The organism is Paraburkholderia sp. GAS348 (assembly GCF_050434205.1).
Classification (GTDB): domain Bacteria; phylum Pseudomonadota; class Gammaproteobacteria; order Burkholderiales; family Burkholderiaceae; genus Paraburkholderia.
In genome coordinates this window covers 77,736-89,670 of record NZ_JBNPVT010000020.1, presented here as the reverse complement: position 1 = coordinate 89,670, position 11,935 = coordinate 77,736, and the positions used below count along the sequence as shown (strand labels likewise).

At 63.7% G+C, this 11,935-nt stretch carries 10 protein-coding genes; 7 read left to right on the top strand and 3 right to left on the bottom strand.

Annotated elements, in window-relative coordinates; translation table 11 throughout:
* The first annotated feature begins 3 nt into the window (after positions 1-3).
* Both P3T22_RS26160 and P3T22_RS26155 read left to right on the top strand, forming a co-directional pair.
* Positions 4-633, top strand: coding sequence for an SCO family protein (locus tag P3T22_RS26160; protein ID WP_063494660.1), 630 nt, complete (start codon positions 4-6; stop codon positions 631-633).
* 291 nt (positions 634-924) lie between these two features.
* Positions 925-1,737: a MetQ/NlpA family ABC transporter substrate-binding protein gene (locus P3T22_RS26155; RefSeq protein WP_063494661.1), complete on the top strand. Its 813-nt coding sequence runs from the start codon at positions 925-927 to the stop codon at positions 1,735-1,737.
* 37 nt (positions 1,738-1,774) lie between these two features.
* On the opposite strand, the gene P3T22_RS26150 is transcribed toward P3T22_RS26155, so the two are convergent.
* Entirely contained in the window at positions 1,775-2,701 is a 927-nt protein-coding gene (locus P3T22_RS26150) for a bifunctional helix-turn-helix transcriptional regulator/GNAT family N-acetyltransferase (protein ID WP_063494662.1), read from the bottom strand.
* Between the two features lie 372 nt (positions 2,702-3,073).
* Here P3T22_RS26150 and P3T22_RS26145 point away from each other — a divergent pair, with 372 nt between their 5' ends.
* The 5 genes from P3T22_RS26145 (at position 3,074) to nagE (ending at position 10,481) form a co-directional block, all read left to right on the top strand.
* A complete protein-coding gene (locus tag P3T22_RS26145; RefSeq protein WP_063494663.1) occupies positions 3,074-3,808 on the top strand; it encodes a GntR family transcriptional regulator in 735 nt (244 codons plus the stop codon).
* A gap of 96 nt (positions 3,809-3,904) precedes the next feature.
* On the top strand, positions 3,905-5,008 hold the full coding sequence (gene nagA, locus P3T22_RS26140; protein WP_063494664.1) for an N-acetylglucosamine-6-phosphate deacetylase: 1,104 nt from the start codon (positions 3,905-3,907) through the stop codon (positions 5,006-5,008).
* Positions 5,001-6,008, top strand: coding sequence for an SIS domain-containing protein (locus P3T22_RS26135; protein ID WP_429326553.1), 1,008 nt, complete (start codon positions 5,001-5,003; stop codon positions 6,006-6,008). Before nagA ends, P3T22_RS26135 begins: the two co-directional genes overlap by 8 nt.
* A gap of 11 nt (positions 6,009-6,019) precedes the next feature.
* A complete protein-coding gene (ptsP, locus tag P3T22_RS26130; protein ID WP_429326544.1) occupies positions 6,020-8,611 on the top strand; it encodes a phosphoenolpyruvate--protein phosphotransferase in 2,592 nt (863 codons plus the stop codon).
* Positions 8,612-8,708: 97 nt separating this feature from the next.
* A complete protein-coding gene (gene nagE, locus P3T22_RS26125; RefSeq protein ID WP_429326543.1) occupies positions 8,709-10,481 on the top strand; it encodes an N-acetylglucosamine-specific PTS transporter subunit IIBC in 1,773 nt (590 codons plus the stop codon).
* Positions 10,482-10,628: 147 nt separating this feature from the next.
* On the opposite strand, the gene cydX is transcribed toward nagE, so the two are convergent.
* Together cydX and cydB are read right to left on the bottom strand one after the other, a co-directional pair.
* On the bottom strand, positions 10,629-10,745 hold the full coding sequence (gene cydX, locus P3T22_RS26120) for a cytochrome bd-I oxidase subunit CydX (RefSeq protein ID WP_063494668.1): 117 nt from the start codon (positions 10,743-10,745) through the stop codon (positions 10,629-10,631).
* A gap of 28 nt (positions 10,746-10,773) precedes the next feature.
* Positions 10,774-11,910 carry a cytochrome d ubiquinol oxidase subunit II gene (gene cydB / locus P3T22_RS26115; protein WP_063494669.1) on the bottom strand — a complete coding sequence of 379 codons (1,137 nt, stop codon included), beginning with the start codon at positions 11,908-11,910 and terminating at the stop codon, positions 10,774-10,776.
* Positions 11,911-11,935 lie beyond the last annotated feature (25 nt).

Below are 11,935 nucleotides of genomic sequence, written 5' to 3'. Positions count from 1 at the left end.
CCCATGCTTACACAACGTTTTGTGCGCACGGCGCGTGCCGCCGCGCGTGTCACCGTGATCGCTTGTGTGCTCGGCGGCGCGCTGCTGGTGGCGGGTTGCGGCAAGCAGCCGCCGGCGTTCCAGAACCTCGACATCACCGGCAACACGCAATTCGGGAGCAACTTTTCGCTGCCCGACACGTCCGGCAAAGTCCGCACGATGGCGGACTACAAGGGCAAGGTGGTGGTGCTGTTCTTCGGCTACACGCACTGCCCGGACGTTTGCCCGACCACGATGGCCGAGCTTTCGCAAGCTCTCCAGCAACTTGGCCCGGAAGACGCGAAACGCGTGCAGGTGCTGTTCGTCACTGTCGATCCCGACCGCGACACGCCGGCCCTGCTCGCGCAATATGTGCCCGCGTTCAATCCGGCGTTCGTCGGCTTGCGTCCGGCGGACCAGGCGCAACTCACGAAGATCACGAAAGACTTCCGCGTCTACTACGCGAAAGTGCCGGGCAAGACGCCCGATAGCTACACGATGGACCACACGGCGGCGAGCTATGTGTTCGACACGGACGGCAAGCTGCGTCTGTTCGCGCGCGATGGCCAGGGCGCCACGCCGTGGGTGCACGATATCAAGCTGCTGCTCGATTGATGTATTGATTCAGACGGGCGCGTGCGTCTGCCGCGTGCCCATATTCAATTCCCTTCGCTGTCGTCCTCAAGCCGGGATCGGCAAATTCATTCCCGGCGCTAGCCGCGTCGTCTTGAAAGCGTGTTTTGCGTGAACGCCGCCGCTCAATACGCATAACGATATGCAATCGTGATATTTCCCATCTCGCTGGGCATATGAGACCATTTGCGGTCCAGTTGGCGGCGCGTCCACAAGATGTCGGCCGCCGGCTTCCACCCGAATCTGACATCGATCAGAAAAAGCGAGAATGACATGCAGCGCAGAAACATCCTCAAAGCCCTCTCGGCAGTGATCGCCGGGGCGGCGTTCGTCACCAGCTTCGGCGCACACGCCGACGACAAGGTCATCAAGGTCGGCACCATCGGTGGCCCGGACGCGCAAATCTGGGAAGTCGTCACGAAAGTGGCGAAGCGCGAAGGTCTGAATGTGAAGGTCGTCGAATTCAACGACTACGTACAGCCGAACGCCGCGCTCGACGCAGGCGACCTCGACGCCAACAGCTTCCAGCACCAGCCGTACCTCGACAGCCAGATCAAACAACGCGGCTACAAGATCGTCAATGCCGGCCTGACGTACATTTCGCCGCTCGGTATCTATTCGAAGAAGCTGAAGTCGCTGAAGGATCTGGCGCAAGGCGCGAAGATCGCGGTGCCGAACGATCCGTCGAACGAGAACCGTGCGCTGCTGCTGTTGCAGGCGCAAGGCGTGATCAAGCTGAAGGCGGGCGCGGGCACGAACGGCAATAACGCCACGCCGCTCGACGTCGCGGAGAATCCGAAGAAGATCAAGCTGGTCGAACTCGACGCTGCGCAACTGCCGCGCTCGCTGTCGGATGTCGACGTGGCCGCGATCAACACGAACTTCGCGCTGTCGGCCGGTCTGCTGCCGACCAAAGACGCGATCGCGCTCGAAGACATCCACAGCCCGTACGCGAACCTGATCGCCGTGCGCGCGCAGGACAAGGACAAGCCATGGGTCAAGAAGCTGGTCGCGGCTTACCAGTCGGAAGACGTGCGCCAGTTCATCAAGACGCAGTTCAAGGGTTCGATGGTGCCGTCGTTCTAAGCTGCGGTTCGCTCTCGCGCGCATCCCACGCCCGATCCTACAGCTCCAACTCCCATCGCTCGAGCATCAGATCCTTGCCGAAGCGCCGCTCCGCCGTCGTGCGAGCGAGCCGGAAGCCGGCACGCTCGCATAGCCGCCGCGGCTCCTTGAGCGTGCTGGCCGTGGTCAGCGTGAGTTTGGTGTACCCCGCGCGCCGGGCGAACCGCACGCATTCACTCAGCAGTTGCGTGCCGATCCCAAGACGCTGCACGTCCGGTTCGACCCATAGGAGCCGCACGCCTGCCACTGTCGTCGAGATTCCTACGATGCACACCGAGCCGACCACCATGCCTTCCTGATCGGCAACCCAGCACATCTCGCGCACCGGATCGCCGCGTTGCGAGTAGTCGGCGACGACGCGCGAAAGCAAGCCTTCGAACGATTGGTCCCAGCCGTGTTGCGCGGCGAACCACTGCGCCTGCCGATGCACGAGCCAGCCGCAGTCGCCGGCGCGTGGTTGGCGAAGGGTCACGAGTTCGTGCTTCGGCTTGCTGTCGAGCAGCCGCTCGATCACTTTCATCGCGGTGATCAACTGTTCCTGGGAGAGCGCAGTCAGTCCGTTCAGCAGTGCCGATACTTCTTCGATCGCTGCTGTATCAAGCGGTGCGTAGGCCGTGTGGCCGTCGTCGGTGAGGGCAATCAGCGACTGGCGCGCGTCCGAGTCGGACGGGCGCCGCGTAATCAGGCTGCGTCGTTCGAAGCTGGTTAGAAGGCGGCTGAGGTAGCCGCTGTCGAGGCCGAGATTGCGCCCGAGCACCGAAGCCGTCTGCGCGCGTCCGGTGGACAGTTCATGCAGAACGCGCACTTCCGTCAGCGAGAAGGCGCTCTTGGGCAAATGCTCATGCAGAGCGCCGATGCGCTGGGTATAGAAGCGGTTGAAATGGCGGACGGCCTGAGCCAGCCGCAGCGCCTCGGAATCTGTCAAATGCTGCTCCCCGGGGAATTTTTATGGCTTGCTACACAGCACTATATTGGAACGAAACCCATTAAAAAAGCAGCGCGGCTAAGGAGCACATCAAATTGGTATCAGAAAGGTATCGATTTTAGGCCACGCCGACAGCCGGGAAGAGAACCAATGTGGACCATGCACCCGTCGTCTGGTATCTCGAATACGGGTAAATCCCGATCCCTGCAAAGCGTCCTTCCGCGCCCCCAAATCACGCTGTGAAGCTTATCCAGCAAGGCTTTCCGCGAATCATGCCGGCATGGGACCAGTTGATTGACTGGTATTATGTTGGTTATATAATGGGCTCTCATTTTCGTAGGCCGCATTCTTCGAGACGACCGCCGGAGCCCCATGGAAACTCGCTGGTCCGCACTGATGCCCGACGCTCGCAACGTCACGCCGCTCTATCTGCAGCTTGCGCGCAATCTGGCGACGGCGATCCACTGCGGCGTGTGGTCGGCGGGTGAAGCACTGCCTTCGGAGCGCACGCTCTCGGATGCGATCGGCGTGTCGCGCATCACCGCGCGCAAGGCGATCGCGCTGCTGGTCGAGCAAGGCCTGATCCGGCGGGCGCGGGGCGCGGGCAGCTTCATTACGCCGCGCGTCGAAGATCCGTTGTCGCGGCTCACTGGCTTCACGAAGAAGATGCAGCAACGCGGCTTCCGGCCGGATTCGGTGTGGCTCGAGCGCGATATCCGCGCTGCCAACCGTGATGAGCTGGTCCACCTCGGCCTGTCACCCGGCGCGGTGGTGACGAGTCTGCGGCGCCTGCGGCGCGCGGACGGCATCGTCATGGCGGTCGAGCATTCGGCGCTGCCCGCGGCGATCGTGCCCGATCCGCAGGCCATCGGCGTCTCGCTTTACAGCTATCTCGAACAACATGGCGCGGCCGTCGTGCGCGCCTTGCAGCACTTTCGCGCGGTCAATGCTTCGAGCGAGATCGCCTCGTTGATGGACATCGAACCGCGCTCGGCGCTGCTAGTCATTACCCGAATCGGGTATAGCGCGGACCAGCGTGCGATCGAACTGACCGATACCTATTGCCGCGACGATTACTACGATTTTGTCGCTGAATTGCGCACCTGATCGGCGCGCCTGAGAGGCTGCGCGGCCCGCCGTCACGTGCGGCTCGATCGAACGCAATTCAGTCACACCCCGCATTACGCCTCACCAGAGAGACTCATGCTGACCGGAAACATACTCACCACCGACGGGTGGATTCACGGCACGCTCGAATACGAAAACGGCCGCATCACGGCGCTGACCGGCGAACGCAGCGATCCGTCGAAGAACGACGCGCCGTACATCCTGCCTGGCTTTATCGATCTGCACGTGCATGGCGGCGGCGGCGCCGACGTGATGGAAAGCGGCGACGCGATCGAAACCATTACCCGCACGCATGCGCGTTACGGTACGACTAGCCTGCTCGCCACTACGATGACGGCGCCGCGCGACGAGCTGATGAGTGTCGTCGCAGGGCTGGGCAACAACGCGCGCATTCGCACGCCAGGCGGTGCGCGCGTGCTCGGCGTCCATCTGGAGGGTCCGTACATCAACCCCGGTAAGCTCGGCGCGCAGCCCGACGCCGCCGTTTCGGCGGTGATGGACGAAGTGCTGAAATATCTGTCGATCGCGCCGATTCGCGTGGTCACGCTGGCGCCGGAAATCGCCGGCCATATGGAGATCATCTCCGAGATGGCGGCGCGCGGCGTGCGTGTGCAGCTCGGCCATTCGCTCGGCACTTACGACGACGCCGTCGCCGCGCTCAAGCATGGCGCCTGCGGCTTCACGCATCTGTTCAACGCGATGTCGCCGCTGCATCACCGCAATCCCGGTCTTGTCGGCGCCGCGCTCGCGCACGCCGAATTCGCCGAAATCATTCCCGACCTGCTGCACGTTCATCCGGGCGCAATCCGCGCCGCGTTGCGCGCGATTCCGCGTCTCTACGTCGTGACGGACAGCACCTCGGCTACCGGCATGCCCGACGGCGAATACCGCCTCGGCAGCCAGCACGTGACGAAGTGCCTCGGCGGCGTGCGTCTTGCCGACGGCACGCTCGCCGGCAGCACCCTGACGATGGATCAGGCGCTGCGCAATCTCGTCTCGATCGGCTTGCCGATCGCCGATGTTTCAAACCGTTTGTCGCGCTACGCCGCCGACTACCTAGGCATCGAAGACCGCGGCCGCATTGCGCGCGGCGCGTGGGCCGATGTGGTCGTGTTCGATCGTGAACTGGCGTTGACCGCGACATACGTCGAAGGAGAAGCAATTGTCGAATATGCTTAACGAGGCGCTGGCGTCCGCTGAAACGGTCGCCGCGCAACTCGCGGAACCCTCGCGCGTCGAGGCGCTGGCGGCTAAGCTCGCCAGGCAACCGCGCCATGTCGCGCTGACGGTCGCGCGTGGCAGCTCGGATCACGCAGCGAGTTACTTCGCAAGCCTGACGATGAGCCGCCTCGGCCTGCCGGTCGCCTCGCTGCCGATGTCGGTTGCGACGCTCCAGCAAGCGCCGCTGCAGGTGCGCGATCAGCTTGCGCTGGCGTTCTCGCAATCGGGTAAGAGCCCGGATCTGGTCGGCACGATGGAAGCGTTGCGCCGGGCCGGCGCGTTGACCGTGGCCGCCGTGAATGCGCCGAGCTCGCCGCTGGCCGACGCTTGCGAATTTCACCTGCCGCTCATGGCCGGTCCGGAACTGAGCGTCGCGGCGACCAAGAGTTACATCGCCATGCTGTCGATCTCCGCGCAACTGGTCGCGCACTGGCAGAAGGACGACGCGCTGCTCGGCGCGCTGAACACGCTGCCCGACGCACTGCAAGCCGCTGGCAAGCTCGACTGGTCGAACGCGGTGGATGAACTGCGTGGCATCGAACGCATGATTGTGATCGGCCGCGGTCTGGGTCTCGCGATCGCGCAGGAAGCCGCGCTGAAATTGAAAGAGACCTCCGGCATTCAGGCGGAAGCGTTTTCGAGCGCGGAAGTGCGGCACGGTCCGATGGAACTGATCGACCGCGACTATCCGCTGTTGGTCTTCGCACCGCGCGGTCCCGAGCAAGCCGGCTTGCTGCAACTCGCGCGCGACATGCAGGCGCGCGGCGCCCGCGTGCTGCTCGCCGCACCGGCCGACGTGCCGGAAGCGACGCTGCCGCTCGCTACCACCGCTCATGCGGCGCTCGACCCGATCGCCGCGATCCTGTCCTTTTACGTGATGGCAGCCGGCCTTGCCGCCGCGCGCGGGCGCAATCCTGATGCGCCACGCCATCTCAACAAAGTCACCGAAACTCACTGACGAGAAATCAGATGCGACGTGTCGAGGAGTCCCGCTTGATGAGCCATTCTGAAGGCCATATTGTTTTGCTCGCGCCGATGACCGGTCCGGTCGTATCGCTGGCGAACGTGCCCGACCCTGTGTTTTCGGGCGGCATGTTCGGTGACGGCATCGGCATCGATCCGCTCGAGGGGCGACTCGTCGCACCGTGCGACGGCATCATCACCCATCTTGCGCGCACCGGCCACGCGGTCACGCTCGCGACGGCCGAAGGTGTGGAGATTCTGCTGCACATCGGTATCGACACGGTCGAGCTGAATGGCAAGGGCTTTGCGCCGATGGTCGCGCAAGGTGCCCACGTGCGAACGGGGGAAGTGCTGATCGAATTCGATCAGGATCAGGTCGCGCTGAATGCGCCAAGTCTCGTCTCGGTGATCGCAATTGCCAATTCGGATGCGTTCGAGATTGTCGAGCGTGCGCAGGACGGCATGTTGACGGCAGGTGAAACGCCGTTGCTGATGCTGCGCGCTCGCGGCGGCGAGGCGGCGCACGCAGCGCGCGAGGCGAGCGCCACCAACGTAACCGAGGAAGCCCGTCAACAAGTCACGCTGGTCCACGCAGGCGGTCTGCATGCGCGGCCGGCGGCGCGCGCTCGTGAAGCGGCGCGCGGTTTCGATGCGCGCGTCGAAGTGCGTTACGAAGGGCGTAAGGCTGCGATCGAGAGCGTGGTCGGTTTGCTCGGTCTCGGCGCAGGCGAAGGGGCGACTGTCGAGTTGCTCGGCGTCGGCCCGCAGGCCAAAGCCGCGATCGAAGCGATCGCCCACGAATTGACGCGGGAAGCGCACGGCGAAGTCGAAGAAAAGCCGGCGCGACAAAGTTCACCGGCGCCGCAAGCGATTGCGTATGCGGCGAACGAAGCGCTTGCGCCGAATATGCTCGCGGGTGTGTGCGCGTCGCCGGGCGTCGCGGTCGGCAAGCTGGTGCGCTGGGATGACGCGGATATCGATCCGCCGGAAAAGGCGAACGGCACGTCGGCGGCTGAAAGCCGATTGCTCGACAAGGCGATTGCCACCGTCGACGCCGACCTCGGTACCACCGTGCGCGATGCGTCGCAACGCGGTGCGGTGGGTGAGGCGGGTATTTTCGCGGTGCATCGAGTCCTCCTCGAAGATCCCACGCTGGTCGACGCCGCGCGCGATCTGATCAGCCTCGGCAAGAGCGCCGGCTTTGCGTGGCGCGAAGCGATCCGCGCACAGATCGCCATCCTGACGAAGATCGAAGACGCATTGCTCGCGGAACGTGCCACCGATCTGCGCGACATCGAAAAGCGCGTATTGCGCGCGCTCGGTTATTCGAATGCTGCGGCACGCACGCTGCCGGAAGAAGCTGTGCTGGCGGCTGAAGAGTTCACCCCGTCGGATTTGTCGTCGCTGGATCGCACGCGCGTCACCGCGCTGGTGATGGCGCGTGGCGGTGCCACTTCGCATGCGGCGATTCTTGCTCGCCAGGCCGGTATTCCGGCGCTGGTGGCAGTCGGCGACGCATTGCACGCGATCCCCGAAGGTACGCAAGTGGTGGTGAACGCCACCACCGGCCGCCTCGAATTCGCGCCGACCGAGCTCGACGTCGAACGTGCGCGTCTTGAGCGCAGCCGCCTCGCCGGCGTGCGCGAAGCGAACCGCCGCACGTCGCAACAGGCGGCCGTGACTTCCGATGGCCGCGCGATCGAAGTCGCCGCGAACATTGCCACGCTCGACGATGCGAAAACCGCTGTCGACAACGGCGCCGATTCAGTCGGCCTGCTGCGCACCGAACTGCTGTTCATCCACCGCGCCGCCGCGCCGACCATCGACGAACATCGCCAGAGCTACCAGGCCATCGTCGATGCATTGAGCGGGCGCACCGCGATCATTCGTACGCTGGACGTCGGCGCGGACAAGGAAGTCGACTACCTGACGCTGCCGCCCGAACCGAATCCGGCGCTCGGCCTGCGCGGCATTCGCCTCGCACAAGTGCGCCCGGATCTGCTGGACGATCAGTTGCGCGGTCTGCTCGCGGTGCAACCGCTCGGCGCCGTACGCATCCTGCTGCCGATGGTGACGGATGTCGGTGAATTGATCCGCATCCGCAAACGCATCGACGAATTCGCCCTTGAATCGGGCCGTACCGAACCGATCGAAGTCGGCGTGATGATCGAAGTGCCATCGGCGGCGCTGCTTGCCGATCAACTGTCGCAACACGCGGATTTCCTGTCGATCGGCACCAACGATCTGACGCAATACACGCTCGCCATGGACCGTTGCCAGGCCGACCTCGCGGCGCAGGCTGACGGCTTGCATCCGGCGGTCCTGCGCCTGATCGCAGCGACCGTGCAGGGCGCCAACAAGCATGGCAAATGGGTCGGCGTCTGCGGCGCACTGGCGGGCGATCCGCTGGCCATGCCGCTGCTCGTCGGTCTCGGCGTGACCGAGCTCTCGGTGGATCCGGTGTCGGTGCCGGGCATCAAGGCGCGAGTGCGCAACCTCGATTATCAGTTGTGCCGTCAACGCGCCCAGGATGCCCTGGCGCTCGAATCGGCGCAGGCGGTAAGAGCAGTGAGCCGCGAAACCTGGCCATTGGACTGAACCCTGCACAGTCCGCAACCAGCTTCGCATAGTCAGGACGTAGAGCGACAAAACTTAACGACGACAGTCGACAACGAGACATGGATTGGAGGTGTCAATGGATGGGAATCCGTTTCTGAAGATTCAGCGCCTGGGCCGGGCGTTGATGCTGCCGATTGCAGTGCTGCCGGTTGCCGGCCTGCTGCTGCGATTGGGCCAACCCGATGTGTTCAACATCAAGATGATCGCCGACGCCGGCGGCGCGATCTTCGACAACCTGCCGTTGCTGTTCGCAATCGGCGTGGCGGTCGGCTTCGCGAAAGACAACAACGGCGTGGCAGGTCTCGCGGGTGCGATCGGTTATCTGATCGAAGTCGCGGTGATGAAGGACATCAACGACAAGCTCAACATGGGCGTGTTGTCCGGGATCGTGGCGGGTATCGTCGCGGGCTTGCTGTACAACAGGTACAAAGACATCAAGCTGCCCGACTACCTCGCATTCTTCGGAGGGAAACGCTTCGTGCCGATTGTCACCGGCGTGGTCTGTCTGGCGATAGGCATTGTGTTCGGTTACGTATGGCAGCCGGTGCAAGGCGTGATCGACACGGCCGGCCATTGGCTGACGACCGCGGGTGCGCTCGGCGCGTTCGTGTTCGGTGTGCTGAACCGCTTGCTGCTCGTCACGGGTCTGCATCACATCCTCAATTCGCTGACGTGGTTCGTGTTTGGTACCTTCACGCCCCCGGGCGGCGTCGCGGTGACGGGCGACCTGCATCGCTTCTTCGCAGGCGACCCGACTGCGGGCACATTCATGACGGGCTTTTTCCCGATCATGATGTTTGGCTTGCCAGCCGCATGTCTCGCGATGTACCACGAGGCACCGAAAGAGCGCCGCGCGATGGTGTTTGGCCTGCTGGCGTCGATGGCGCTCACCTCGTTCCTGACGGGCGTGACCGAGCCGATCGAATTCAGCTTCATGTTTCTTGCGCCGGTGCTGTACGCGATCCACGCGGTGCTGACGGGCTTGTCGCTGGCAATCTGTTCGGCGCTCGGGATTCATCTCGGCTTCACCTTCTCGGCTGGCTTTATCGACTACGTGCTGAACTACGGCCTGTCGACCAAGGGCTGGTGGGCGATTCCCCTCGGACTCGTGTACTCGGTGGTGTACTACGGCCTGTTCCGCTTCTTCATCCGCAAGTTCAACATGGCGACGCCGGGCCGCGAACCCGCCGCCGAAGACGAACAGATCGAGTCGTTCACGGCTGGCGGTTTTGTTTCGCCGGTGGCGGGTGCCGCCATGCCGCGCGCGCAGCGTTATATTGCTGCGCTGGGTGGCGCGTCGAACCTGTCGGTGGTGGATGCGTGCACGACGCGCCTGCGTCTGTCGGTGGTCGATGCCAACAAGGTTTCGGAAGGCGAACTGAAGACGATCGGCGCGCGTGGCGTGCTCAAGCGCGGCTCGACCAACGTGCAGGTGATCATCGGGCCGGAAGCGGACATCATCGCCGACGAAATCCGCACGGTGATCGCACAAGGCGGTGGCGATGCTGTGAAGCCGGTGGCTGCGGCTGCTGTCGCTGCGGCTCCTGTGGCGGCTGCAAGCGGTGCTCAGAGCGGTCCGCTCGACCCGGATCCGCTGCATTGGCTCGCCGTGTTCGGCGGCGCGGGCAACGTCGTGTCGCTGGACGCTGTGGCGGCAACGCGTCTGCGGATCGTGGTTCGCGATCCGTCGGCGGTCGATCGTCAATGTCTGGCTACGCTCGATACGGCGTGGGTCTCGGCGGATACGTTCCATATCGTAGTTGGCGACGCGGCCAAGCGCTACGCCGCGCAACTGGCCACGCGTCTGTCGACCGATACCGGTGCCGGAACGGAGCCGCAGCCCGCGTAGTGCAACGTTAAGGAGCGGCCAGCGCCGCTCCATTGCCGCGCTTATCTTCCGATGACGCGGTAAACGCAAAAGCGGCACCTTGATTCAAGGTGCCGCTTTTGCGTTTACCGGCTTGGACCTAACGGCGCGCGGCCGGCAACGGATGCATCAACGCGTCTTCTGCTTGCCCGCTTCTAAAGGCCGGCGCGATTCCAGCCACATCACGTTAATGATGCCGAACGCCAAAGCCACGCCAATGCCGAGAAGCCAACTGAAATACCACATCACAAACTCCTGTTAATCGTATTCCTGATCAATACATCGAATGATGATTTTCTTCGAGTGCCGCGGCGGTCACCTTGCCTCGCATCACGCGATACACCCAGCTCGTGTAGATCAGGATGATCGGCAGGAAGATGATCACGGCGATCAGCATGATCTGCAGCGTCATGCGGCTCGAGGTCGAATCCCACACGGTGAGACTGCTGCGGCCGTCGAGCGAGGAGGGCATGATGAACGGGAACATCGAGAAGCCCGCCGTCAGAATCACGCCGATGACCATCAGCGAGGTCGACAGGAAGGCGCTCTTTTCAAAGCGCGAGCGCGCCAGCAACAAGGCGAGTACGCCGCCGACGAGGCCGGCCGCCGGCGCGCTCACCATCCACGGATAGTTCGCGTAGTTGGTGAGCCAAAGACCGGGTGCGCCGATCACGTTCTTCAGCAACGGATTGGCAACCGTGTCGAGCGGCGCGGCGTCGACGATCTGGTAGCCGCCGATCATCGTGGCGATCAGTGCGCCGGCAAGCAGGAACAGCACCACGGTGGCGAACGAAGCAATCCGCAGCGCCAGCGAAGCACGCTCGGCGACGATGTCGTCCGCTTTCATCTTCACGAAGGCTGCGCCGTGCGCGGCCAGCATCGACACGCTAACCAGCCCGCACAGCACGGCGAACGGGTTGAGCAGCGCGAAGAAACTGCCGTGATATGTGACGCGCAGATCGGTGTCGAACGAGAACGGCACGCCTTGCAGCAGGTTGCCGAACGCCACGCCGAACACCAGCGCCGGTACGAAGCCACCGACAAACAGCGCCCAATCCCACGCGTTGCGCCAGCGCGGGTCTTCACGTTTGCTGCGGTAGTCGAAGCCGACTGGCCGGAAGAACAGTGAGAACAGCACCAGCAGCATCGCGAAGTAGAAGCCGGAGAACGATGCGGCGTACACCAGCGGCCACGCGGCGAACATCGCGCCGCCCGCTGTGATGAGCCACACCTGATTGCCTTCCCACGTCGCGCCGACCGTGTTCACGACGATGCGCCGCTCCGCGTCGGTCCTTGCGATGAACGGCAGCAGAATCGCCGCGCCCATGTCGAAGCCGTCGGTGAGCGCGAAGCCGATCAGCAGCACGCCGATCAACACCCACCAGATCAGTTTGAGGGTTGCGTAATCCATGATGAACTTTCCCTTGGAACAGAGT